The organism is Pseudonocardia sp. P-1, from assembly GCF_058111925.1.
The window spans coordinates 1824711-1849047 of the sequence record NZ_CM176614.1 but is presented as its reverse complement, the minus strand read 5'-3'; the positions used below and the strand labels follow the sequence as shown (position 1 = coordinate 1849047).

The following is a 24337-nucleotide window of genomic DNA, read 5'->3' as shown; positions in this document are numbered from 1 at the left end:
CCGCGCGGTCAGCCGCGCAGCAGCGTGACCCCGGTCCCGGCGTCGTCGAGCGCCGCCCACATCTCCTCGAGGGGAAGTGGGCGGTGCCGGGTCCGGGTGATCACCGCGTGCGACGGCGTCGGGACGAACGGGAACACCGCCGCCAGCCCGGCGACGGTCTCGCAGAGCCGCTGGGCGGCCGCGGCCAGGGACCGGACGTCGGCGCCGGGCAGCAGGAGGAGGAACTCCTCGCGCCCGACGCGCACCGGCCGCCCGGCGGAACCGACCTGCCCGGTGAGCAGCCGGGCTATCCCGCGGAGCACCGCGGTCTCGGCACGGAACCCGTGCCGCCGGGTCATCGACCCCAGCCCCTGCACCCGCAGCAGCACCAGGCCCAGCGGCAGGGTGCCCGGCGCGGACCCGTCGAGCCAGCGGTCCAGGAACGCCCGGGTCGGCAGCCCGCTGCGCGGGTCGCGCTCGGCGCCGGGTTCGAGCTCGTCGAGCCGGGTCTGCGCGGCGTCGGCGCGGCGGCGTTCCAGCGACAGCTCACGGGCGAGGGTGTCCGCGGCGGCGTCGTAACGGTGGTCGGTGGCCGTGCCGGGGATGGGGACGACCCGGGAGAGCACCTCGTCGAGGCCGCCGGTGTGCCGCGAGCCGAGCCGCGCGCCGAGCTGGTGACGCAGCCGCAGCAGCTCGGAGTGGGCGTCGGCGTGCCGGAAGGACCAGCGGGCGGAGAACAGCCTGCCCCGCTCCAGTGAGCGCGCCGCCCCGTCGACGGCCTCCAGGTCGTGGGCGACGACGGTCGCCCCGGACCGCGGCGTCAGGACGGTGACGCTCCGCTCGCGGGCCGCGTCCTCGCCGTCGGTGAGCCGGACGTGCCCGAGGCCGTCGGGGAGCCCGTCGGGGGCGTCGCCGACGGTGGCGACGACGGCGCCGTCCCCGCAGACGGCGGCGAGCCGGTCCCAGACGCCGAGTGCCGGCCGGAGGTACTCCGACCGCTGGACGAGCCCGACGACCGCCATCGGCCGGTCCCGGGACGGGGCGAGGGCGAACTCCTCGATCGCCAGGGCGAGCGCGTCGAGCAGCGGCTTCGTGACGGTCCGTGAGGGGCGGTGCGCGACGCCGGGCATGAGTGTGGAGTCCCCGGCACTGATCACTCACGCCTCACTCATTTGCAGTAACGCTTGTCACAGAGTTATACGTGTGTGAACGGTTAAGCGGTTGCCTGTGCGATGCGAGTCTCGGCCCCTCCCCGTAACAGTGCGGCGGCAAGTACCGCACCGATCACGAGGAGTGATGATCCGATCCACATGGCGCTCGTGAACCCCGGCCCGAACGACGCCGGGTCGGCGGGGGCGTCCCCGCGGATCCCCGCGATCGCGGGTACGGCCGCGACCGCGAGCAGGCCCGCGGCCCGCGCGATCGCGTTGTTGACCCCCGACGCGACGCCCGCGTGCCGGTCCGCTGCCGCGTCGAGCACCGCCGTGGTCAGCGGCGCGACGGCCGCGGACAGCCCCAGCCCGACCAGCGCCGTCGCCGGGAGCACGTCGGTGAGCCAGGTCGCGCCGGGCCCGATCCGCGACGCCAGCAGCATCCCGGCCGCGGCCAGCAGCAGCCCGCCGGTGACCAGCGGTGCCGGGCCCGTGCGCGTCGCGAGCCGTCCGGCGCGGGCCGACAGCAGCAGCATGAGCACGGTGACCGGCAGGGTCGCGGTCCCCGCCAGCAACGGGGAGAACCCGGCCACGATCTGCAGCTGCACGGCGAGCAGCACGAACAGCAGCCCCAGCGCCGCATAGACGGCGACGGTCACGACGTTCGCGCCGGTGAACCGGCGCCCGTCCCCGGCGTCGCCGGTGCCGGTGAACAGCTCCGGTGGCACCAGCGGGGACCGGCTGCGCCGTTCGACCAGCGCGAACGCCACGAGTGCCGCCACTCCGGCGAGGCCCGCGCCCCACACCTGCAGCCCGGGCGATGCACCGGCGCCGGCCGCCGTCCCGGCCCAGGTCAGCAACGCCAGCCCGGCGACCGCGAGCACGCTGCCCGGGACGTCGAGCCGGTGCGCGGCGTCGGGGTCACGCGACTCGGGCACGTGCCGCACCGCCACCGCGACGACGACCGCCGCGAGCGGCAGGTTGATCAGGAACACCGCCCGCCACGACCACTCCACGAGCGTCCCGCCGACGAACGGGCCCAGCGCCCCCGCGACCCCGCCGAGCCCGGACCAGGCCCCGATCGCCGCCGCCCGGTCCGCCCCGTGGAACGACGCCGAGATCAGCGCCAGGCTGCCCGGGGTCAGCAGCGCCCCGCCCACCCCCTGCAGGGCCCGGGCCGCGGCGAGCACCTCGACGCTCGGCGCCAGCCCGCACAGCAGCGAGGCCAGCGCGAACCAGACCGCCCCGGTCACGAAGATCCGCCGCCTGCCGAACCGGTCGCCCAGCGAGCCGCCGAGCAGGATCAGCCCGGCCAGGGTCAGCGTGTAGCCGTTGACCGTCCACTGGAGACCGGCGAATCCGGCGCCGAGGTCCTCGGCGATGCGGGGCAGGGCGATCGTGACGACGGTGTTGTCGAGCATCGCCATGCCCGAGCCGAGCACGCAGGCCGTGATGACCCAACGGCCGGCCGCGGTGCCGGTGCGCAGTCCGGTGTCCATGGTCGGCGAACACCGGGATGTCCCGGTCTCTTCCGCCGCCGCGACGTGCCGTTCCTGTCAGGGGGTGCCTGCACACTGCCGGCCATGGCGGAACGGGCGGCGCGGCCGCTGATCGGGATCGAGGACCTGGCGGTCCCGGAGTGGGCGCGGACGATGCAGGTGGCCGCCGAGGCCGGGGTCCTCGCCGTCGCCCGGTCGGTGCCGAGGACCGCGATGTCGCTGACCCGGTGGGCGTGGCGGGCCGCGCCGGGATGGACGCTGCTGGCCGGGACCGTGCATCTGCTGGCGGGTGTCGCGACCGCGTTCGGACTGCTCGCCACGGCCGACGTGTTCACCCGGCTGCTCGCGGACGGTCCGACCCCGGAACGGGTGGTGGCGTCCCTGCCGGCCGTCGCCCTCGTCGTGGCGGCACTGTCGGCGCGCGCAGCCCTCGAGCTCGCCGTCCGTGCCGTCACGACGACGCTCGCGCCCCGGGTCGAGCGACTGGTCGAGCGCGAGCTGCTGGAGCACGTCGCCGAGATCGAGCTGATCGCCTTCGACGACGCCGACTTCACGCTGCTCGTGCAGCGGGCCGATCAGGCGACGGCCCGGATCAGGGAGGGCGTCCGGATGGTCGGCGACCTGCTCGGGAACTGCATCGGCCTGCTCGCCGCGGCTGCCACGGTGGGCGTGGTCCATCCCCTGCTGGTCCCGGTGGTGCTCCTCGCCGCCCTGCCGCAGGCGTGGGCGACCCTGCGCACGATCCGCAACACCTTCCTGTCCCACCTGCGGATGATGGCCAACCACCGACGTCTCGCCATCAGCGGTGGCCTGCTGACCAGCCGCGGCGACGCGGCCGAGGTCCGCGCCTTCACCGTGCAGGACACACTCCTGGCCGAGCACGCGCGCATCGCCGCGGTGGTCGCGGAGGAATCCGTCCGGGTCGGCCACCGCGCCACGCTCGTCACCGCGGTCGGCCGCGTCCTCGGGGGCGTCGGGGCCGGAGCGGGGTATGCGGTTCTCGGCCTGTTGCTCCACGGCGGATGGCTCCCGCTGGCGCTGGCGGGTACGGGGGTCATCGCGCTCCGGACCGCGACGTCGTCAGCGGTGGGGGTGGTGCTGGGGGTGAACAACCTGTTCGACGCCGGACTGTTCGCCGAGCTCTACGACCGGTGTCTCGTCGAAGCGCGCGACCGCCGGTCCCGCGGGACCGCTGCGCCCGCCGGCGATCCGGACGAGATCCGCTTCTCCGGCGTCACCTTCACCTACCCCGGCCAGCCCGATCCGGCACTGGCGGGGATCGACCTCACCCTCCGCCGTGGCGAGGTCGTCGCGTTGGTGGGGGAGAACGGCTCGGGGAAGTCGACGCTCGCCAAGCTCGCGGTCGGGCTCTATCGGCCGCAGACCGGCAGCGTCCGGTGGGACGGCCTCGACACCGGCGGCCTCGACCAGCGCGCACTCCACGACCGGGTGGCCCTCGTGCTGCAGGAACCGGTGCACTGGCCGGTGTCGGCGGAGGACAACATCCGCCTCGGCCGCCTCGACCGTCCCGACGCCGGTGGGACCGCGCTGGCCGACGCCGTCGAGCGGTCCGGGGCCCGCGCGGTGCTCGACGACCTGCCGGACGGTGGCGCGACGGTGCTGTCCCGGGCGTTCCAGGGCGGTCGGGATCTGTCCGGTGGGCAGTGGCAGCGCATCGCGGTCGCGCGTGGTCTCTACCGCGACGCGGCCGTCGTCGTCGCCGACGAACCGACGGCCGCCCTGGACGCCCGCGCCGAGCACGCCGTGTTCGGCGCGTTGCGCGAGCTGGCCGGTGGCCGTGACCGGATCACCGTCCTCGTCACGCACCGCCTGGCGAACATCCGCGGCGTGGACCGCATCGTCGTACTCGACCGCGGCCGCATCATCGAGCAGGGCACGCACGCCGAGCTCATGGCGAACGACGGCCCCTACCGGGAGCTCTTCACCCTGCAGGGGGCCGCCTACGCCGACCTGTGAACCGTGCGGCCGCGTCCCGGCCGGGGTCAGCCGGTGACCACCCCCGCCCGCCGCCCGGCCTCGGTGAGCCGCTCGGCCAGCAGCGCCGCGGCCGCCTCGTCCACCCGCCCCACCGACAGCCGCAGCATCTGCCGGTCGTCGGGCAGGAACGCGGTGCCGGGGATGGTCAGGGTGTCGTGGTCGAGCAGCAGCGTCCGGACGACGTCGAGGGTCGGGCGGTCCGGGAACGGATGGCGCACCCAGGCGAAGAACCCGCCGAGGGCGGCGACCTCGAACCCACCCGGCCGGTCGGCGAGTGCGGCACCGACCCACTCCCGCCGCCGGGCGATCTCCGCGACCCGGTCGGCCCGCCACGCCCCGGCGCGGGTGAGCCCGGCCACCGCGGCCTCCTGCCCGGTCCGCGGTGCGCAGATGGCGATGCAGTCGAGCAGCTTGAGCACCTGGCGTCGCAGCTCGGGGCCCGCGATCACCGATCCGACCCGGTACGCCGGGATGGCCAGGTCCTTGGAGTAGGAGTGCAGGCCGACCACGGTCGAACGCCACGCCGGGTCGGCGAACAGCGTGTGCGACGGCTCGGTCGTGTCCGGGCGGAACGAGCGGTAGGTCTCGTCGAGGACGAGCGCGATGTCGTGGCGCCGGGCCAGCTCGGCGAACGCGGTGATCTCCTCGGGCGGGACCGTCACCCCGCTCGGGTTCCCCGGGGTGACCAGCACGATCGCCCGGGTCCGCGGGGTGAGGAGCGCCTCGGCGTCGGCGGCGCGCGGGACCAGGTCGGCGTCGGGCTCCAGGTACACCGGCGTGACGCCGCGCATCCGCAGCCACATGTCGTGGTTGAAGTAGTAGGGCAGCGGCGAGATCACCTCGTCGCCCGGACCGGCGAGCGCGTCGGCGACCACGGCGAACGCCTGGTTGCAGCCCGCGGTGACCACGACGTCGTCGGGGGTGAGGTCCCCGCCGTGCTCGCGGGCCAGCTCGTCGGCGATCGCCCGCCGCAGCGGCGGGATGCCCGGCACCGGCGCGTAGCCGGACAGGCCGGGGTCCCGTGCGACCTCGACGACGCGCTCGACGACCTCGGGTGCCGGCGGGTACGGCGGCGCGGCCTGCGACAGGTCCAGCAACGGGTGCGTCGCGTTCCGCGCCGGGTCCCGCTCGCCGGCCAGCGCGAGGGCCGCACCGATGGGGGAGTCGCTGCCGGCCGCCGTCGTGGGGTCGAGTCGCACCGTGGGATGCCGCCTTCCGGGTCGTCCTGCGTCGGTCCTGCGGTCCGATCGTCGCCGACGCGGCCCGGGGCGGTCCAGCGACCCTCGGGATACGGTCGCCGCACGAGGCGTTGCGAGGTGGCACGGTGGTCGAGGTCCGCACGGCGCCCGGCGCGGGGTTCCGCCGCCGGGTCCTGCTCGTCCTGTGCCTCACCGAGATCACCAGCTGGGGCGTCCTCTACTACGCGTTCCCGGTGCTCGCGCCGTCGATCTCGGCGGACACCGGCTGGTCGGTGAGCGCGGTGACCGGCGCGTTCTCCGCGGGCCTCGGGGTGTCCGCGCTGGCCGGGATCGTCGTCGGACGGCTGCTGGACCGGTGGGGCCCGCGCTGGGTGATGACGGCCGGATCGCTGCTGGGGGTGCCCGCCGTCGTCGGGATCGCGGTCGCGCCGTCCTGGCCGTGGTTCCTCGTCGCGTGGCTGGTCGCGGGGCTCGCGCAGTCCGCGACGCTGTACCCGCCCGCGTTCGCGGCGCTGACCCGCTGGTGGGGGAGCGACCGGGTGCGCGCGCTGACCGGGCTCACCCTGGCCGGCGGCCTGGCCAGCACGGTGTTCGCGCCGCTGTCGGCGGCGCTGCTCGGCGGGTTCGGCTGGCGCGGCACCTACCTGGTGCTCGCCGTCGTCCTGCTGGTCGTGACGGTTCCCGCGCACCTGCTCGGGCTGCGCGGCCCGTGGCCGGAGGCACCCGCCCCGCCCGAGCACGCCGACCCGGGCGCGATCGCGCGCAGCCGCCCGTTCCTGCTGACCGTGGCCGCGGTGTTCCTCGGCACGTTCTGCGGGTTCGCGGTCGCGGTGAACCAGGTGCCGCTGCTCATCGAGCGGGGACTCGACGTACAGACGGCGGCCTGGGCGCTCGGGCTCGGCGGGGTCGGGCAGGTCGCCGGGCGGGCCCTCTACACCCGTGCCGTGGGACGGCTGGCCCCACCGGCACGGGCGGTGCTCGTCCTGGCGGCGCTGGCCGCGTCGACCGCGCTGCTGGGACTGCTGCCCGGCCCGGCGTGGCTGCTGGTCGGCGCGGCGGTGCTGACCGGCGCGGCCCGCGGGATCACGACGCTGCTGCAGGCCACAGCGGTGTCGGACCGGTGGCCGTCGCGGTTCTACGGGCGGCTCGGCGGGCTGCTGTCGGCGCCCGCGACGGTGGCGGTGGCGGTCTCGCCGTGGGCCGGCGCGGCGCTGGCCGGGCCGCTCGGGGGCTACCCGCAGTTGTTCGCGGTGCTCGCCGGGGCCGCGGCGGTGGGGGCGGTGCTGGCCGTCGGCACCCGGGTCCGTGATCCGCGCTGACCCGGCTGTGGGGCCGTGCCCGTCCCCCGGGACCTGCCGCCGGTGGTGGCGCGCCGTCGCCTGTCCCGCCCGCCCCGCGACGACCACGGCGCGCCGATCCACCCTCACGGGTGGGCGACGGGCCCGGAACGCACGAAACCGGCCACGGAGGACCGTGACCGGTTTCGGAGGATGTGTGTCCGAGGGGGGACTTGAACCCCCACCCCCCTATACGGGGACTAGCACCTCAAGCTAGCGCGTCTGCCATTCCGCCACTCGGACGTCGCGATCTCTCGATCGCGTCGTGGAGAAGCATAGCCGAGGCCCACGGCCGGGTTGCGGCGGGGTCGGCACGCGTCGCCGGTGGTAGAACGACGCCCATGACCGCTTCAGCGAACGACGACCCGAGCAGTGCCGAGGACGAGGTCGTGCAGCTGTGTTCGGAGCTGATCCGGATCGACACGACGAACACCGCCGACCCGGAGACCCTCGTCGGTGAGGCCGAGGCGGCCGACTACGTGGCGGACAAGCTGCGCGAGGTCGGCTACGACGTCGAGCTCGTCGAGTCCGGCATGCCCGGGCGGATGAACGTGATCGCCCGGCTCGAGGGCGCCGACCGCACCCGCGGTGCACTGCTGATGCACGGCCACCTCGACGTCGTCCCCGCGGACGCGGGCGAGTGGTCGGTGCACCCGTTCTCCGGGGCCGTGCAGGACGGCTACGTCTGGGGCCGCGGCGCCGTCGACATGAAGGACATGGACGCGATGATGCTGGCGGTCGCCCGCCGCTTCAAGCGTGAGGGCGTCGTCCCGCCGCGGGACATCGTGTGGGCCTTCGTCGCCGACGAGGAGGCCGGCGGGAAGTGGGGCGCGCAGTGGCTGGTCGAGCACCGGCCCGATCTCTTCGAGGGGTGCACCGAGGCCGTCGGCGAGGTCGGCGGGTTCTCGCTGACCCTCGGTGAGGACCAGCGGGCGTACCTGATCGAGGCCGCGGAGAAGGGCATCGCCTGGATGCGGCTGCGGGCCAAGGGCAAGCCCGGCCACGGCTCGTTCCTGCACGACGACAACGCCGTCACCATCCTGGCCGAGGCCGTCGCCCGGCTCGGGAACCACACGTTCCCGCTCACGATCACCGACACGGTGCAGGCGTTCCTGGACCGGATGACCGAGCTGACCGGCGTCGAGTACCCGGAGGACGACCTCGAGGGCGCCCTGGCCAAGCTCGGACCGATCTCGCGGATCATCGGCGCGACCGTCCGGGACACCGCGAACCCGACGATGCTCGACGCCGGCTACAAGGCCAACGTCATCCCGTCGACGGCCGAGGCGGTCGTCGACTGCCGGGTGCTGCCGGGCCGCGAGGAGGCGTTCCTGCGCGAGGTCGATGAGCTGCTCGGCCCGGACGTCGAGCGCGAGTGGGTCACCGATCTGCCGGCCGTCGAGACGCCGTTCGAGGGCGCGCTGACCGACGCGATGCAGGCCGCGCTGCGCACCGAGGACCCGACCGCCGAGATTGTCCCGTACATGTTGTCCGGGGGGACCGACGCGAAGGCGTTCTCGACGCTGGGCATGAAGTGCTACGGCTTCGCGCCGCTGCGGCTGCCCCCGGAGCTGGACTTCGCGTCGCTGTTCCACGGCATCGACGAGCGGGTGCCGGTGGACGCGCTGAGGTTCGGCACCCGGGTGCTCGACCGCTTCCTGCGCACGGTGTGACGGGGACGCCGGGCCCGGCCGGCCCGGCACCCCGCTCCGTGACGGCACCGGCCGCCGGGTGGCAGGGTGGCGGCATGGATCTCTCGGGCAAGGTCGCCCTGGTCACCGGAGGCGCGTCGGGCATCGGCGCGGCCGCGGTCGACCGGCTGGTGGCGGCGGGTGCGCAGGTCGTGGTCGTCGACCGGGACGCCGACGGCGCCGCGGCCGTCGCGGAGAGGGCCGGTGGGCTGGCCCACGCGGCCGACGTCACCGACCCCGCGGCGATGGCCGCCGCGGTGGCCGCGGCCGAGGAGCGTTTCGGGCGGCTCGACATCGTGCTGCTCAACGCCGGCGTCACGGCGGGCCAGTCCGGCGTCACCGACCTCGACCTGGACGGCTACCGGCGCATCCTCGGCGTGAACCTCGACCACGTGGTGTTCGGGCTCAACGCCGCCGTGCCGGCGCTGCGCCGCGCCGGGGGCGGTCACGTGGTGGCGACCGCGTCGCTGGCCGGGCTGATCGGCCTGCCCGGCGACGCGCTCTACACCGCGACCAAGCACGCCGTCGTCGGCTACGTCCGGGCCGCGGGCCCGGCGCTGGCGGGGGAGGGCATCCGGGTCACCGCCGTGTGCCCCGGGTTCGCCGACACCCCGCTGATCGGCAACGTCCGCGCCCAGTTCGGCGACTTCCCGCTGCTGGGGGCCGACGACGTCGCCGCGGCCGTCGAGCAGATCCTGGAGCGGGGCGAGCCGGGGGAGTGCTGGTACGTGCAGCCCGGCCGCGAGCCCGCGCCGTACGGCTTCCGGGGGGTGCCCAGCCCGCGCGGGGCGGGCACGCCGCCGGAGGTCGGCTGGCAGGACGCCTGAGCCGGGTCTTGACCTCGACGGCGGTGCAGGTCACATCCTGGGGGCATGGCCGAGCTGAACCACACCATCGTGCACTCCCGTGACAAGCGCGCCGGGGCGGCGTACCTGACCGAGATCCTGGGGCTGCCCGAGCCGACGTCGTTCGGGCCGTTCCGGGTCGTGCGCGTCGCGAACGGCGTCGACCTGGACTTCATGGACGCCGACCCGGCGACGATCGTCCCGCAGCACTACGCGTTCCTGGTCTCCGACGACGAGTTCGACGCCGCGTTCGCCCGGATCACCGCCCGCGGCCAGGAGTACTGGGCCGACCCCGGCGGGAGCCGTCCCGGCGAGATCAACACCCACGACGGCGGCCGGGGCGTGTACTTCGACGACCCGTCCGGGCACCGCATGGAGCTCATCACGGTGCCCTACGGCGGCTGACGGGCGGGGACCGTCAGAAGGTGGGCTCGGGCAGCAGGCCCTGCTGGGCGCCGAGCCGTCGTCGCAGCACGATCTTGCGCACGCCGCCGGGGTAGAGGCGCAGCCGGGACAGCTCCCAGCCGGAGAACTCGGCCTGGATCGCCAGCCGCACCGACGCCGTCAGCCGGGAGACGTCCCCCTCGATGCGCACCGGGCGGTACTCGTACCGGTCGTCGGTCCAGCCGTCGCCGTCCCGAGTCCCGGCCACCCGATTCCCGGCGGCGGAGTCCTCCGACCCGTTCCCAGCGCCCTCGGTCATGCGTGCCTCCTGGTCGTGCCGTGCTCGTCGGTGCCCACCGGATGAACGGCGGGTGTCGCGTCGGGCATTCCCACTGTAAGGGGCACCCGGGCCGGCGGGGGAGCTCAGACGGGGTCGCTCACGTCGTCGAGCGCGGTGCGGATCTCGGCGGGCAGCACGAGGTCCTCGGCTGCGAGCGAGGCCCGCAGCTGGGCCGCGTCCCGCGCCCCGACGACGGCCGAGGCGACCCCCGGGCGGTCCCGCACCCAGGTCAGCGCCACCGACAGCGGCGAGGTGCCGAGCCCGTCGGCGGCGGTGAGGACCGACTGGACGATCCGCGCCGAGTGCTCGGTGCGGCGCGCCTCCACGTACGAGGCCAGCAGCGCGCTCGCGCCCCGCGAGTCCGCCGGGGTGCCGTCGGTGTACTTGCCCGTCAGCACTCCCCGGCCCAGCGGGGCCCAGGCCAGCAGCCCGAGGCCGTGGTGCCGGGCGGCGGGCAGGAGCTCGGCCTCCGGTTCCCGGGCGAGCAGCGAGTACTCCACCTGCGCCGACACCGGACGGCAGACGGCCGGGTCGGGCCCGGCGGTGGCGCCACCCGCGACGGTCGCCAGCTGCCAGCCGGCCGGGGCGACCAGCCCGGCGTAGCGCACCCGTCCGGAGTAGACGGCGACCTGCACCGCGGACAGCGTCTCGTCCAGCGGCACCCGGGGGTCCCAGCCGGGGAACTGCCACAGGTCCAGGTGCTCGGTGCCCAGCCGGCGCAGCGTGCGGTCCAGTGAGCGCAGCAGCGCGGTCCGCGAGGCCCGTTCACCCGCGTCGGGGGCTGCCGTGCCGCGCCCGGCGAGGACGACGTCGTCGCGACGGACGGTGCCCCGCAGCAGCCCGCCGAGCACCTGCTGGGCGGCGCCGCCGCCGTAGTCCTCGGCGGTCTCGACGAGGGTCCCGCCGACGTCGACGAACGCGCGCAGCTGGTCCGCGGCGTCGGCCGGGGAGGTGTCCTCGCCCCAGGTCATGGTGCCCAGGCCGACCCGCGACACCTCGAGGCCGCTGCCGCCCACCGGTCTGCGTTGCACGGTCGTCGAGCCTAGGCGCGCGGGCCCGCGGGACCGGTGAGGGCGCGCAGAGTGACCCCCGTCTCGGCGAGTACGGTGACGGCCCGTGATCAACCAGGAGCCGAGCCGCCAGGACCGGACGACCCCGGACCGGAGCACGCCGGACCGCGGCCGCGACGGGAGCCGTTCGTGAGCTGGCTCGAGGTCGTCGTCCTCGGGATCGTCCAGGGGCTCACCGAGTTCCTGCCGGTGTCCTCCTCGGCGCACCTGCGGATCGTCTCGGCGGTCGGTTTCGGCGGGGACCCGGGGGCGGCGTTCACCGCCGTCTCCCAGCTCGGCACCGAGGCCGCGGTGATCGTCTACTTCGCCAAGGACATCTGGCACCTGTTCCTCACCTGGGTGCGCGGGTTCCGCGACGCGGAGGTCCGCGCCACCGACGACTACCGGCTGGCCTGGCTGGTCATCATCGGGTCGGTCCCGATCGCCGTGCTCGGGGTGCTGTTCAAGGACCAGATCGAGGGCGTCGCCCGGAACCTCTGGCTGGTCGCGACCACGCTGATCGTGTTCGGTGTCCTGCTCGGCCTGGCCGAGCGCTTCGGCAAGCAGGTCAAGCCGGTCGAACGGATCACCGTCAAGGACGGCATCCTGCTCGGCTTCGCCCAGGCCATGGCGCTGATCCCGGGCGTCTCGCGGTCCGGTGGCACGATCACCGCCGGCCTGTTCCTGGGGCTGACCCGGCCCGCGATCGTGCGGTACTCGTTCCTGCTGGCGATCCCGTCGGTCTTCGGTGCCGGCCTGTTCACGCTGCCCGACGTGTTCGCCGGCGACGGCCCGTCCGGGCCGCAGATGCTCGTGGCCGTGCTGGTCGCGTTCGTCGTCGGCTACGCGGTGATCGCCTGGTTGCTCCGCTTCGTGGAGAACAACACCGTCTACGTGTTCGTCGCCTATCGGATCGCGCTGGGTGTCGCCCTGCTCGCCGCCCTGTCGCTCGGCGCGGTCAGCGCGTACTGACCGCCGTCACTCCCGTAGCCTCGGTCGGCGTGACGACCTTGATCCTGCTGCGGCACGGCCGGTCCACCGCGAACACCGCGGGCGTGCTGGCCGGGCGCACCCCGGGCGTGGAGCTCGACGACCGCGGCCGGGAGCAGGCGGCGGCCGTCGTCGACCGGCTCGCGGCCCTGCCGATCGCCTCGGTCGTGACCTCCCCGCTGGAGCGGTGCCGCCAGACCGTCGCGCCGCTCGCGGCGGCCCGCGGCCTGGAGCCGGTCGTCGAGGACGACCTGGCCGAGGTCGACTACGGCGCGTGGACCGGGCAGAAGATCTCCGACCTGCTCAAGGAGGACCTGTGGAAGGTCGTCCAGGCGCACCCGTCGGCGGCGACCTTCCCGGACGGCGAGTCCCTGGCCGGGATGCAGGCCCGCTCGGTCGCGGCGGTGCGTCGCCACGTCGCCCGGGTCCGGGCCGAGCACGGCGAGGACGCGATCGTCCTGGCCTGCAGCCACGGTGACGTGATCAAGGCGATCCTCGCCGACGCGCTGGCCAGCCACCTCGACAACTTCCAGCGGATCGTCGTCGACACCTGCTCGGTGAGCGTCGTCACCTACACCGAGCTGCGGCCGTTCGTCGCGCGGATGAACGAGCAGTCCGGCGACGTCGCGAGCCTGGTCCCCAAGCCGAAGCCCGCCGAGGGCGAGGAGCAGCCGGTGAACGCCTCCGACGCCGTGGTCGGGGGTTCCACGAACGCGTGAGACGGGGTGATCCACCTCGCATCGTCCCTGGTGGACGCACCCACAGGTGACCGCGGGGATGCCCCCGCAGCCGGATACGCCTACCCTGGGAAGGGTCATGGCACGCGTCATCCACGTCTTCCGCCGACCCGACCGCTTCGTGGCCGGGACCGTCGGCGAGCCCGGCGATCGCGCCTTCTACCTGCAGGCGATCGAGAGCAGCCGCACGATCAGTGTGCTGCTGGAGAAACAGCAGGTCTCGGTGCTGGCCGAACGCATCACGGCGCTGCTGGGCGAGGTGTCCAAGCGCTTCGGCGAGGACAACCTGCTCGGCGCGACCGTGACCACGGGGTCCTCGGACAACGACCCGCTCGCGGTCCCGCTGGAGGAGGAGTTCCGGGTCGGGACGATGGGCCTGGGCTGGGACGCCGACTCGAGCTCGATCGTCGTCGAGCTGCTCGCGGTCACCGAGGAGGAGATCGACGAGTCGGTCGTCCTCGACGACACCGAGGAGGGCCCGGACGCGCTGCGCGTGTTCCTGTCCCCGACGGCGGCGAAGGCCTTCGCCGAGCGCGCCGAGAAGGTCGTCGACGCCGGCCGTGCCCCGTGCCCGTTGTGTGCCGAGCCGCTCGACCCGGCGGGCCACGTCTGCGTGCGCCTCAACGGCTACCACGACCGCAACCCCGTGGCCGGGACGGAGTGACGCTCGACCTGCGCGACCCCGCGGTGTTCGAGGTCCTGCGCACCGGCCGCATGGACATCACCGGCCGGATGGTCGACGCCTCCAACGCCACCCTGTTCGGCACCGTCTCCCTCGACGGTGTCGAGCTGCGCTGCGTGTACAAGCCGGTGCGCGGGGAGCGCCCGCTGTGGGACTTCCCGGACGGCACCCTCGCCGGGCGCGAGGTCGGTGCCTTCCTCGTCTCCCAGATCTCCGGGCTCGACGTCGTCCCGCCCACGGTGCTGCGCGACCAGGCCCCGTTCGGGACCGGCATGGTGCAGGCCTGGGTCTCCTCGGGTGACGAGAGCGCCCTGTCCGAGCCGCCCGCCGACGGCGCGGGCGACGAGCTGGACGGCGACATCACCGAGGAGACCGTCCAGCTCGCCACCGAGTCGCTGGTCGAGCTGTGCGAGCCGCACGAGATCCCCGGCGGCTGGCTGCCGGTGCTCCGTGCCCGGGACGGCGCGGGGGACCCGGTGGTGCTGGTCCACGCCGACCACCCGCAGCTGCGGGACATGGCGCTGTTCGACGTCGTCGTCAACAACGCCGACCGCAAGGGCGGGCACGTGATCCTCGCCGGGGACGGCGACGTCTACGGCGTGGACCACGGCCTGACCCTGCACACCGAGCCGAAGCTGCGCACCGTCCTGTGGGGCTGGGTCGGGGACGAGCTCGGCGAGGAGCACACGGCCGTCCTCAAGGAGCTGCGCGCCCGGCTGGCGGGCGAGTTCGCCGACGTCCTCGGCGAGCACGTCACCCGCCGCGAGGTCGCGGCGCTGCGCTCCCGGATCGACCACCTGCTCGCCGAGCCGCGCTTCCCCGGCCCGGACGGCTACGGCCCGGCCATCCCCTGGCCGGCGTTCTAGCCGGTCACATCCAGGAGCCCGAGCCGCTGCGTCGCGCGGGTCATCGCGACGTAGAGGTCCGCCGGGTCGGCCGCCCGGATCCGCTCCGGGTCGACGATCACGACGGCGTCGAACTCCAGGCCCTTCGACGACACCGGGGTGTGCACCGGCACGCCGGGTGACCCCAGGTCGGTGCCGGGCGGGGCGATGACGGTGACCGTCCCGTCGGCGGTGCGGGCCCGCTCGTCGTCGACGGCGGCGCGGACCGCGGCGCGGAGCTCCCCGGCCGGGACCGTGCGGGTCCACGGCTGCTCACCGGTGCTGCGCACCGACTCCGGCGGGCGACGGTCCGGGGCGTAGGTCGCCAGCACCCGCGCGGCGGCGTCCATGATCTCCGACGGCGTCCGGTAGTTCACCGTCAGCGTGCGGTGCGTCCAGCGTCCGGCCAGGTGCGGGGCGAGCACGTCGGCCCAGGCCCGGGCGCCGGCCGGGGCGCTGCGCTGGGCGAGGTCGCCGACCGCGGTGATCGACCGCGCAGGGCAGCGCCGCAGCAGCACGTGCCAGTCCATCGCGGACAGCTCCTGCGCCTCGTCGACGACGAGGTGCCCGTAGCGCCAGTCCCGGTCCGACGCCGCGCGCTCGGCCACGGTCAGCGGCACCCCGGCGACGTGCCGCTGCGCGAGCATGTCCGCGGTCACGAAGTCGGTGGGCCGCAGCTCGTCCGGATCCTCCCCGGCGAGCGACCGGTCCGCGGACTCCAGCACGGTCAGCACCTCGGCGGCGTAGGCGCTGTCCGGCTCCGGTGCCGCGGCGGGTGTCCCGTCCGGGACCGGGCCGAGGAGCTCGGCGAGCTCGTCGAGCAGCGGCGCGTCGGCCACGGTCCACGGCGTGCCCGGATCCCGCCGCAGCGACTCCGGAGCGCCCGCGGCGGCCAGCCGGTCCGGGTCGGCGTACAGCTCGGCCAGGGCCCGCTGCGGGGTCAGCACCGGCCACAGCTCCTCGACGGCCGCGTGGAACCGGGGGTCGGTGCGCAGCGCGTCGCGCAGCTCGGCCCGCATCTCGGCCGACACCTCGGCCGCCCCGGCGGGCTCGATCTCCGGGATGTCCAGCCCCGCCAGCAGCTCCGCGAGCTCCGGCGGGTCCTCCAGACCGACCTCGAGCCGCTCCAGCCCCTGGTCGACGAGCAGCCGCCCGAGGGTGTCGCGGAACGTGGCGCGGGCGGTGTTGTGCGGCTGCCCGGTGGCGCGGGCCCGCCGGCGCGCCTCGGCGGCCAGCGTCGTGTCGATCTCGACGGTGACGTCGTCCATCCCGATCGCGACCGGTGCCCCGGGCAGCTCCTGGCGGTCGTCGACGGCGCGGCGCAGCACGTCGACCATCGCGAGGTCGCCCTTGAGCCGCGCCGTCCCCGGCGGGTCGGTCGCGTCGGCGACGACGCCGTGCGCGAGGCGTCCCGGGGTGGTGAACACGACCGCGGACTCGCCGAGCGCGGGCAGCACACCGCCGACGTAGTGCACGAAACCCGCACTCGGCCCGACGACGAGCACGCCGCTGCGGGCGAGCCGGTCACGGTGGGTGTAGAGCAGGTACGCGATCCGGTGCAGCGCGACGGCGGTCTTGCCGGTCCCGGGGCCGCCCTCGATCACGACGGTGCCCGACAGCGGCAGCCGGATGATCTCGTCCTGCTCGGACTGGATCGTCGTGACGATGTCGCGCATGCGGGTCCCGCGCGGCGCGGTGAGGGCGGCGAGGAGCGCGGGGTCCGACGCCGACACGGTCCCGGTGCCGGGCCCGTCGCCGTCGAGGAGGTCGTCGTGGAAGCCGGCGACCCGCTCGTGCGGGGCGGTGCCGGCGACGGTGTAGTGCCGGCGCCGGGTCACCCCGAGCGGGGTGACCGGGGTGGCGCAGTAGAACGGCTGCGCGGCCGGGGCCCGCCAGTCGACCAGCGCGCTCTCGCCGTCGGCCGGGTCCGTCAGCCCGATCCGGCCGACCCGGGTCGTGGCGGCCCCGTCGACGTGGTCGAGACGCCCGAAGCACAGTCCCGCGCGGGCCGCGGTGAGGGTGCGCACCCGCTCCGAGGCGCGGTGCACCGACACGTCGCGTTCCCAGCGCGCGCTGAGCTGCTCCCCGGCGCGCTCGGCTGCGGCGCCCCGGGCCTGCGCGCCCGCCGCGGCGAGCTCGTCGTCGAGCAGGGCGTGCAGCCCGCGGAGGTGCCGGGTCTCGCGGGTCAGCTCCGCCTCGTAGGAGGAGTGGGTGGTCGCCGGGGCCTTGCCATCCGTGTTATGCTGAGACTGTAGGGTTACGTCCTCGTGTTCTGCGCGCACCCCACAGGGTAGCGCGATCCCGGCCCCCTGCGCACTCATCTCCCTCGTCGGCGGACGAGTCCGACCGTCTCGCGCAGCGCCATCGCCGTCGCGAACGTGCCGAACACCAGCCCCAGTACGACCGCGTCGAGCGCCAGGCCGAGGAACGCGCCCGCCACCGTGCCCGGTGCGGCGGTCAGCGCCAGCACCGTGCCCCACCTCCCGGACGCGGTGCCCTGCCGCAGGTGCACGACCGTCCCGACGATCGAGTTCGGGATGAACATCAGCAGCGACGTCCCGGCCGCGACGTGCAGGTCCGTGCCGAACAGCAGCACCATCGCCGGCACCGCGAGCAGCCCGCCACCGAGTCCCATCGCACCCGCCCAGGCGCCGATGACCAGGCCGACCACCGTCGCCGTCGGGTACAGGAACCAGGGATCGGCGACCAGCGACGCCGGCACCACCGCCCCGCCGAGCAGCGGCACGCCCAGCGCGTCGACGAGCAGCTTCGCCGCCGTCAGCACCAGTACGGCCACCAGCAGCACCCGCAGCAGCGTCTCCGACGCGCGCGCCAGCAGCTTCGGCCCGATCCACCCGCCGACCGTGCCACCGACGATCAGCCCGGCGCCGGTCCGCAGGTCCAGCGAACCGCCGCCGAGCGCGTAGGCGACCGCACCGGCGACGCAGACCCCGATGTTCGCGATCGTCGACGAGCCGTGGATCCGGGCCCGCGACATCGCGGTGAACCGGTCGAGCGCGGGCACGAACAGCACTCCGCTGCCGCCGCCGATCAGCCCGCCGACCACGCCGCCGATCAGGCCGATCACGCCCACCGGCACGGCCCGGCCGTCCCGGTCCGTGTCGGGGGAGAGGCGGACCATCGGGCCAGTGTCACCCCGACGGCGGTCCCGCCGTGCGCGGCGTCCCAGCGGTCGGGAACCGGGGATACGGTCGGCCCATGACCCTCCCGGCCCCGCAGCGGATCACCGTCCCCGGCACGACCCTGCCCGAGATCGCCCTGTCCGTGCACGACACCGGCGGCGACGGCGACCCCGTCCTGCTGCTGCACGGCTGGCCGGACCGCGCGAGCCTGTGGACCCACCAGGCCACCGCGCTCGCCGGGGCCGGGTACCGGGTCGTCGTCCCGGACCTGCGCGGCTTCGGGGACTCCGACCGGCCCGCCGAGGTCGAGCACTACCGGATGCGGGCCCTGGCCGCCGACGTCCTCGGCGTCGCGGACGCGCTCGGCATCGACCGGTTCGCCCTCGCCGGGCACGACTGGGGCGCCTCCCTCGGCTGGGCCCTCACCCTCGCCTCGCCGCGGGTGACCCGCTACGCCGCGTTCTCCGTCGGGCATCCCGCCGCGTTCGCCACCGCGGGGTTCCGGCAGAAGGCGATGTCCTGGTACATGCTCTGGTTCCAGTTCCCCGGCGTCGCCGAGCAGGTGATGCCGGCCGACGACTGGCAGTTCCTGCGCGGCTGGCTGCACGCGACGCTGCCCGAGGGACACCCGATGGCCGCCCGCCAGCTCGCCGACCTGTCCCGGCCGGGCGCCCTGACGGCGTCGTTGAACTGGTACCGCGCCAACATCGACCCGGCGACGTTCGTGCCCACCACGATCCCCCAGCCCCCGCGGATCACGGTGCCGACGATGGGGGTGTGGAGCGACGGCGACCTCGCGCTCACCGAGGGGCAGATGCGGGGCTCCTCGGCGTACGTCGACGACTTCCGCTTCGAGCGCGTCGAGGGCTGCGGGCACTGGATCCCGGAGGAGGCGCCGGAGACCGCGAGCGCCCTGCTCGCCGACTTCCTCGCGGGGTGACCGAGGGGACACGCGCTCCTCGCTGCGCCGCCGGGGGCCGCGGGCCAGGATGGGGCGGGTACAGCGGCGTCGGAACGACACGGAGGAAGCACTGATGGCGGAGAAGAGCCGGATCGGGGTCACCGGGCTGGCGGTGATGGGGGCGAACCTCGCCCGCAACATGGCCCGCCGTGGCTTCCCGGTGGCGGTGCACAACCGCACCACCTCGAAGACGACCGAGTTCATGAAGGACTACGGCGACGAGGGTGCCTTCACCGGCACCGAGTCGCTGCAGGAGTTCGTCGACGCGCTGGAGACCCCGCGCAAGATCGTCGTCATGGTGAAGGCGGGCAAGCCGGTCGACGCCGTCATCGACGAGCTGGCCCCGCTGCTCGACTCCGGCGACATCATCATCGACGCCGGCAACTCGCACTTCCCCGACACCGACCGTCGCGCCGCGTACTGCGAGGAGCGGGGCCTGCGGTTCATGGGGATCGGCGTGTCCGGCGGCGAGGAGGGCGCACTCAACGGGCCGAGCATCATGCCCGGCGGACCGCAGGAGGCCTACGGCGAGGTCGAGGAGATCCTCACCGCGATCGCCGCGAACGTCGACGGCATCCCGTGCTGCACCCACGTCGGCCCCGGCGGCGCCGGGCACTACGTGAAGATGGTGCACAACGGCATCGAGTACGCCGACATCCAGCTCATCGCCGAGGCCTACGACCTGCTCACGCACGTCGCCGGGCTGTCCGCGCCGGAGATCGGGACGATCTTCGAGGAGTGGAACTCGGGCGACCTCGAGTCCTTCCTCATCGAGATCACCGGCATCGTGCTGGCCAAGACCGATGAGAAGACCGGGAAGCCGCTCGTCGACGTCATCGTCGACCAGGCCGAGCAGAAGGGCACCGGCCGCTGGACGGCCATCGACGCGCTCGACCTCGGCGTCCCGCTGACCGGCATCACCGAGGCCGTGTTCGCCCGCACGCTGTCCAACCTGCGCGACGAGCGCCGGGAGGCCTCGACCACGCTGGGCGGCCCCACCCCGGGCTCGGGGAAGAACCGCGACGAGCTCGTCGAGGACATCCGCCAGGCCCTCTACGCGTCCAAGGTCGTCGCCTACGCCCAGGGCTTCGCGCAGATGCGCGCCGCCTCGCAGGCCAACGACTGGGACCTCGACCTCGGCGCGATGGCCCGGATCTGGCGCGGTGGCTGCATCATCCGCGCCCAGTTCCTCAACCGGATCACCGAGGCCTATGAGTCCCACCCGGACCTGGACAACCTGCTGATGGTCCCGTACTTCACCGAGGCCGTCGCGAACGCACAGGACGCGTGGCGCCGGGTCGTGGTGACCGCGACCGAGCAGGGCGTGGCGATCCCCGCGTTCTCCTCCAGCCTGTCCTACTACGACGGCTACCGTCGCGAGCGCGGCCCGGCCAACCTCATCCAGGGGCTGCGCGACTACTTCGGCGCGCACACCTACGCGCGCACCGACGCCGACGGCAAGTTCCACACCCGCTGGAGCCAGGACGGCAGCGAGGTCGCCGCGGACTGACCCCCCGCGCCGTGACACCCCGGCCCCGGCACCATGGGGCCGGGGTCGCGGTGTGCCGGGTGGGCCCTCAGCCGCGGGTCGCCGCCGGCCGCGCCGCGCCGGACGCGTCGCCGTCGGTCGCCACGGGCCCGTCGACGTGGTGGTACTTCCCGCCGCGCAGTGCGCTCGCCACCGCGGCGACCAGGCAGGCGACGGCGGCGAACCCGAGCGCGAAGGTCAGCCCGTCGGCGAACGGGCCGGAGATCAGCTGCGGGAAGAACTCCCGTCCGGTCAGGTACGCCGACTGTGCGGGCGCCAGCGCGCCGAGGACCTGCGGGCCGAGCAACGTCGCGATCGGGTTGTAGCCCAGCAGCGCCGCGAACAGGATCCCGACCGGCGGCAGCGCCGCGACCCGGTCCGCCGCGAGCTCCGGCACGCCCTGGGCCATGAGCCCGTCGTGCAGCGACGTGGGCAGCGTCGTCGACAGGCCCGCGATGAGCAGCGAGAAGAACACCCCGATCGACAGCACCGTCGCCGCGTTCTGGAACGTCGAGGTCATGCCGGCCCCGGCGCCACGCTGGTGCGCGGGCAGCGAGTTCATGATCGCCGCCCGGTTCGGGGAGCTGAACAGGCCCATCGCCAGGCCGTTGAGCGCCAGCAGCAGCGCGAACGCCCGGTAGTCGAAGTCCACCGGCAGCGCCAGCAGCGCGAGGAACGTCGCGGCCGCACCGAGCATCCCGACGGTGGCGAAGGCGCGGGCGCCGTAGCGGTCGGACAGGATGCCCGACACCGGCCCGGCGACGAGGAACCCGATCGTCAGCGGGACCATGTAGATGCCGGCCCACAGCGGCGTCGTCTCGAACGGGAAGCCGTGCTCGGGCAGCCAGATGCCCTGCAGCCAGATGATCAGGATGAACTGCAGCCCGCCGCGGCCGAGCGCGGCCAGCAGGCTCGCGATGTTGCCCGCGGTGAACGCGCGGATCGAGAACAGCGAGACGTGGAACATCGGCTCGGGCACCCGGCGCTCGATCCAGGTGAACAACGCCAGCACCGCGATCCCGCCGAGGATCAGGCCGAGGACGAGGGGGCTGGTCCAGCCCATGACGTCGTCGCCGTAGGGCTGGATGCCGTAGGTGATGCCCATCAGGACGGCGACGAGCCCGACCGCGAACGTCAGGTTGCCCCACCAGTCGATCCGCGCCGCGCGGCGGGCGCCGGTGTCGCGGAGCCGGGCGTAGGCCCAGATCGTGCCGAACACCCCGACCGGGACCGACACCAGGAACACCAGGTGCCAGTTCACCGGGGCGAGCACCCCGCCGACGACCAGTCCGAGGAACGAGCCGGCGATCGCCGCGACGGAGTTGATCCCGAGCGCGAGGCCACGCTGGTGCACCGGGAAGGCGTCGGTCAGGATCGCGGTGGAGTTGGCGAGCAGCAGCGCCCCGCCGACACCCTGCAGCACCCGAATCGTGATCAGCCAGACCGCGCCGGCGTCGCCCTGCATCCAGGTGGCGGCCAGCAGCACCGAGAACACCGTGAAGACGGCGAAGCCCAGGTTGTACATCCGGGTGCGGCCGTACATGTCGCCGAGCCGGCCGAAGCTGACCACCAGCACCGCCGTGACGACCAGGTACCCCATGATCAGCCACAGCAGGTAGTCGATGTTGTCCGGCGCCAGCGGGTCGATCCCGATGCCGCGGAAGATGTCCGGCAGCGCGATCAGCAGGATCGACATGTTGATCGTCACGATCAGCACGCCCATCGTGGTGTTCGACAGTGCGACCCACTTGTACCGGTCGGCCGGTCCCGATTTGTTGAGCATCGCTAATAACTGTAGCTCTCCGGTGCGTGTTCGCGCCACGGTCTCGCCCGGCTCGTCCGGTCCGTCCCGATCCTCCCTCGGGTAAAGGAATTCCCAGGTCGGACGGGGTCTACAGTCCGCGGCGTGAGGTGGCGAGGGGTGGAGCCGTCCGCCGGGAGGACCCGGCGCGAGGTGCTGCGCGCGGCGGCCGCCGCAGCCCTGCTCGCGGTGACGGAGGCGCTCCGGCGGATCCCCGGGAAGGCGGGTCCCGACATGGGTAACGTCTCGGCCGACGGCCGGACCCTGTGGCCGTCCGGGCGCGACGACCGGGAGGTGTACGTGCTCTCCACCGACGACGGCCACCCGATCCGGCGGATCCCGGTCGGTGACGGCCCGCACGGGCTGTGCATGTGGCCGCAGCCCGGCCGCTACCCCCTCGGCCACACCGGGATCACCCGGTGACCGCCGGACCGACGGCGACGACGACCTCGGCCCGCCGGACCGAGCAGCTGTTCCGCGTCGCCCTGGTCGTGAAGGGCATCGACGGGGCGGCGGAGCTGCTGGGCGCCGTCGCGCTGGTGCTGGTGTCGGGGGACTGGCTGCACCGGGTCGTCGCGCAGATCCTCGCCCGCGACCTGATCGGTCCGCCGGACGGCACCCTGGCCCGGCACCTGACCGAGGGCGTCGACCGCTTCGCCGGCGGGGACCGCACCTTCGTCATCGTCTACCTCGGGCTGCACGGCGTGCTCAAGCTCGGCCTGGTCGCGGCGCTGCTGACCCGCTGGCGACCCGCCTACCCGCCCGCGGCGGTGATCCTGGCGGTGTTCGTCGTGTACGAGCTGGTCCACGCCTGGCACACGCACTCCGTCGTGCTGCCGTTCCTCGCCGCGCTCGACCTCGCGATCATCGTGATGGTGATCCGCGAGTACCGGCTGCTCGGCCGGGAGGCCGCCGACTCAGGCGCCGGCAGCGACCGGTAGCCGCTCCAGGACCGCGCGCGCCGCGGCGCGACCGGCCCGGTCGGCGCCGATCGTGCTTGCCGAGGGGCCGTAGCCGACCAGGTGCACCCGCGGGTCGGCGACGACGCCGGTGTCGCGCGGCCCGCCCATCACGATCCCGCCGCCCGGTCCGCGCAGCCGCAGCGGGGCGAGGTGGCCCAGCGCGGGCCGCCAGCCGGTCGCCCACAGCAGCACGTCCGCGGGCTCGCGGGTGCCGTCGGACCACTCCACCCCGTCCGGCACGACCCGGGCGAACATCGGCCTGCGCGCCAGCACCCCGCTCGCGATCCCGGCCCGCACCCCGGGCGTGAGCCCCAGCCCGGTCACGCCGACGACGCTGCGCGGCGGCAGCCCGGCCCGGACCCGCTCCTCGACCCGGGCGACGGCGGCGCGCCCCTGCTCGGGCCCGAACGGCGTGCTGTGCCACTCGGGCTCCCGGCGGGTGACCCAGGTCGTCGCGGCGGCGTACGGGGCGATCTCCAGCAGCAGCTGCACCGCGGTGATCCCGCCGCCGACCACGACGACCCGCCGGCCGGCCATGGCCGCGGGACCCGGGTACCCACGGGCGTGCAGGCTCGTGCCGCGGAACGTCGCGAGGCCCGGGTAGGCGGGGACGAACGGGCGGGTCCAGGTGCCGGTGGCGTTGATCAGGTGGTCGGCGACCCAGGTGCCGCGGTCGGTGTCGACGGTCAGCGGCCCGCCGGTGTCGACGGCCGGCGGCCCGCCGGCGTCGGCGTCCGGCGACCCGCCGGTGTCGGACACCCGGTGGACGTGCACCGGGCGCACGACCCGCAGGTCCAGCTCGCGTTCGATGCGCCCGAAGTAGGCCGGGACGGCGTCGCGTGCGGGGAGGTCCGGGTCGGCGCCGGGGTCGTCGAACCCGGAGCGGACCCCGGCGACGTCGTGGATGCCGTTCACCGTGCGCATCCGCAGCGTCGGCCAGCGGTGCCGCCACGCGCCGCCGGGGCCGTCCTCGCCGTCGAGCACGACGAACCCGGGGCCCGGCTCCAGCCCGCCGCGCCGCAGCCCGGCCGCCGCCGACAGGCCCGCCTGGCCCGCGCCGATCACCACGACCCCGGTCCGCTCCACACCCGGGTCAACGCCCCGGCCGCACACGGTCATCCCGCGGTGATCACCGCTGGGGGAGCATCACGTCCGCCTCGCGGACGCTGCGCGCCCA

Annotated in this window: 22 protein-coding genes and 1 tRNA gene; 13 read left to right on the top strand and 10 right to left on the bottom strand. The window is 74.6% G+C overall.

Going from position 1 to position 24337, the window contains the following annotated elements; genetic code table 11:
• Nucleotides 1-8 precede the first annotated feature (8 nt).
• Both AC0GKK_RS08850 and AC0GKK_RS08845 read right to left on the bottom strand, forming a co-directional pair.
• Nucleotides 9-1136 carry a GGDEF domain-containing protein gene (locus tag AC0GKK_RS08850; RefSeq protein WP_489883572.1) on the bottom strand — a complete coding sequence of 376 codons (1128 nt, stop codon included), beginning with the start codon at nt 1134-1136 and terminating at the stop codon, nt 9-11.
• Nucleotides 1137-1192: 56 nt separating this feature from the next.
• Nucleotides 1193-2629 carry an MFS transporter gene (locus AC0GKK_RS08845; protein WP_489883571.1) on the bottom strand — a complete coding sequence of 479 codons (1437 nt, stop codon included), beginning with the start codon at nt 2627-2629 and terminating at the stop codon, nt 1193-1195.
• Between the two features lie 84 nt (nt 2630-2713).
• Here AC0GKK_RS08845 and AC0GKK_RS08840 point away from each other — a divergent pair, with 84 nt between their 5' ends.
• A complete protein-coding gene (locus tag AC0GKK_RS08840) occupies nt 2714-4606 on the top strand; it encodes an ABC transporter ATP-binding protein (RefSeq protein ID WP_489883570.1) in 1893 nt (630 codons plus the stop codon).
• A gap of 26 nt (nt 4607-4632) precedes the next feature.
• Here AC0GKK_RS08840 and AC0GKK_RS08835 read toward each other — a convergent pair whose 3' ends face one another.
• Entirely contained in the window at nt 4633-5826 is a 1194-nt protein-coding gene (locus AC0GKK_RS08835; RefSeq protein ID WP_489883569.1) for an aminotransferase, read from the bottom strand.
• 125 nt (nt 5827-5951) lie between these two features.
• Between AC0GKK_RS08835 and AC0GKK_RS08830 the strand changes: the two genes are divergently transcribed.
• The gene (locus AC0GKK_RS08830; protein ID WP_489883568.1) at nt 5952-7145 is read left to right on the top strand and encodes an MFS transporter; all 1194 of its coding nucleotides are present in this window, start codon (nt 5952-5954) and stop codon (nt 7143-7145) included.
• A gap of 176 nt (nt 7146-7321) precedes the next feature.
• On the opposite strand, the gene AC0GKK_RS08825 is transcribed toward AC0GKK_RS08830, so the two are convergent.
• Nucleotides 7322-7406 (bottom strand) — tRNA-Leu (locus AC0GKK_RS08825).
• 98 nt (nt 7407-7504) lie between these two features.
• Here AC0GKK_RS08825 and AC0GKK_RS08820 point away from each other — a divergent pair.
• From AC0GKK_RS08820 to AC0GKK_RS08810, 3 genes are all read left to right on the top strand, one after another.
• Nucleotides 7505-8836, top strand: a complete 1332-nt coding sequence (locus tag AC0GKK_RS08820) for a M20/M25/M40 family metallo-hydrolase (RefSeq protein WP_489883567.1) — start codon at nt 7505-7507, stop codon at nt 8834-8836.
• Between the two features lie 74 nt (nt 8837-8910).
• The gene (locus AC0GKK_RS08815; protein WP_405418839.1) at nt 8911-9681 is read left to right on the top strand and encodes an SDR family oxidoreductase; all 771 of its coding nucleotides are present in this window, start codon (nt 8911-8913) and stop codon (nt 9679-9681) included.
• Between the two features lie 45 nt (nt 9682-9726).
• Complete coding sequence (locus AC0GKK_RS08810; RefSeq protein ID WP_062400829.1) at nt 9727-10104, top strand: VOC family protein; 378 nt, start codon at nt 9727-9729, stop codon at nt 10102-10104.
• A gap of 13 nt (nt 10105-10117) precedes the next feature.
• Here the strand turns inward: AC0GKK_RS08810 and AC0GKK_RS08805 are convergent, their stop codons facing one another.
• Complete coding sequence (locus AC0GKK_RS08805; RefSeq protein ID WP_062400830.1) at nt 10118-10402, bottom strand: DUF5703 family protein; 285 nt, start codon at nt 10400-10402, stop codon at nt 10118-10120.
• Nucleotides 10403-10506: 104 nt separating this feature from the next.
• Nucleotides 10507-11454, bottom strand: a complete 948-nt coding sequence (locus AC0GKK_RS08800; protein WP_208821301.1) for an aldo/keto reductase — start codon at nt 11452-11454, stop codon at nt 10507-10509.
• Nucleotides 11455-11622: 168 nt separating this feature from the next.
• Here AC0GKK_RS08800 and AC0GKK_RS08795 point away from each other — a divergent pair, with 168 nt between their 5' ends.
• From AC0GKK_RS08795 to AC0GKK_RS08780, 4 genes are all read left to right on the top strand, one after another.
• Nucleotides 11623-12444, top strand: coding sequence for an undecaprenyl-diphosphate phosphatase (locus tag AC0GKK_RS08795; protein ID WP_476654050.1), 822 nt, complete (start codon nt 11623-11625; stop codon nt 12442-12444).
• Nucleotides 12445-12473: 29 nt separating this feature from the next.
• The gene (locus AC0GKK_RS08790; RefSeq protein WP_405418834.1) at nt 12474-13181 is read left to right on the top strand and encodes a histidine phosphatase family protein; all 708 of its coding nucleotides are present in this window, start codon (nt 12474-12476) and stop codon (nt 13179-13181) included.
• A gap of 97 nt (nt 13182-13278) precedes the next feature.
• On the top strand, nt 13279-13863 hold the full coding sequence (locus tag AC0GKK_RS08785) for a DUF3090 domain-containing protein (protein ID WP_208821306.1): 585 nt from the start codon (nt 13279-13281) through the stop codon (nt 13861-13863).
• A gap of 50 nt (nt 13864-13913) precedes the next feature.
• Nucleotides 13914-14747 (top strand): SCO1664 family protein, encoded by an 834-nt coding sequence (locus AC0GKK_RS08780; protein WP_208821382.1) that lies wholly within the window; start codon nt 13914-13916, stop codon nt 14745-14747.
• Here AC0GKK_RS08780 and AC0GKK_RS08775 read toward each other — a convergent pair.
• Together AC0GKK_RS08775 and AC0GKK_RS08770 are read right to left on the bottom strand one after the other, a co-directional pair.
• Nucleotides 14744-17047: a UvrD-helicase domain-containing protein gene (locus AC0GKK_RS08775; RefSeq protein ID WP_489883566.1), complete on the bottom strand. Its 2304-nt coding sequence runs from the start codon at nt 17045-17047 to the stop codon at nt 14744-14746. The genes AC0GKK_RS08780 and AC0GKK_RS08775 overlap by 4 nt on opposite strands.
• 35 nt (nt 17048-17082) lie before the next feature.
• The gene (locus AC0GKK_RS08770) at nt 17083-17907 is read right to left on the bottom strand and encodes a TSUP family transporter (RefSeq protein WP_489883565.1); all 825 of its coding nucleotides are present in this window, start codon (nt 17905-17907) and stop codon (nt 17083-17085) included.
• 77 nt (nt 17908-17984) lie between these two features.
• Here AC0GKK_RS08770 and AC0GKK_RS08765 point away from each other — a divergent pair, with 77 nt between their 5' ends.
• Both AC0GKK_RS08765 and gndA read left to right on the top strand, forming a co-directional pair.
• Nucleotides 17985-18848: an alpha/beta fold hydrolase gene (locus AC0GKK_RS08765; RefSeq protein WP_476654054.1), complete on the top strand. Its 864-nt coding sequence runs from the start codon at nt 17985-17987 to the stop codon at nt 18846-18848.
• 94 nt (nt 18849-18942) lie between these two features.
• On the top strand, nt 18943-20379 hold the full coding sequence (gene gndA / locus AC0GKK_RS08760) for an NADP-dependent phosphogluconate dehydrogenase (protein WP_489883564.1): 1437 nt from the start codon (nt 18943-18945) through the stop codon (nt 20377-20379).
• Between the two features lie 67 nt (nt 20380-20446).
• On the opposite strand, the gene AC0GKK_RS08755 is transcribed toward gndA, so the two are convergent.
• On the bottom strand, nt 20447-22180 hold the full coding sequence (locus AC0GKK_RS08755; protein ID WP_489883563.1) for an MFS transporter: 1734 nt from the start codon (nt 22178-22180) through the stop codon (nt 20447-20449).
• Nucleotides 22181-22318: 138 nt separating this feature from the next.
• Between AC0GKK_RS08755 and AC0GKK_RS08750 the strand changes: the two genes are divergently transcribed.
• Together AC0GKK_RS08750 and AC0GKK_RS08745 are read left to right on the top strand one after the other, a co-directional pair.
• Nucleotides 22319-22621 (top strand): YncE family protein, encoded by a 303-nt coding sequence (locus tag AC0GKK_RS08750; RefSeq protein WP_489883562.1) that lies wholly within the window; start codon nt 22319-22321, stop codon nt 22619-22621.
• Nucleotides 22618-23139, top strand: coding sequence for a DUF2127 domain-containing protein (locus AC0GKK_RS08745; RefSeq protein WP_208821321.1), 522 nt, complete (start codon nt 22618-22620; stop codon nt 23137-23139). Before AC0GKK_RS08750 ends, AC0GKK_RS08745 begins: the two co-directional genes overlap by 4 nt.
• Here the strand turns inward: AC0GKK_RS08745 and AC0GKK_RS08740 are convergent.
• Nucleotides 23116-24279 carry a flavin-containing monooxygenase gene (locus tag AC0GKK_RS08740; RefSeq protein ID WP_208821323.1) on the bottom strand — a complete coding sequence of 388 codons (1164 nt, stop codon included), beginning with the start codon at nt 24277-24279 and terminating at the stop codon, nt 23116-23118. The two genes, AC0GKK_RS08745 and AC0GKK_RS08740, sit on opposite strands and share 24 nt — an antisense overlap.
• Nucleotides 24280-24337 lie beyond the last annotated feature (58 nt).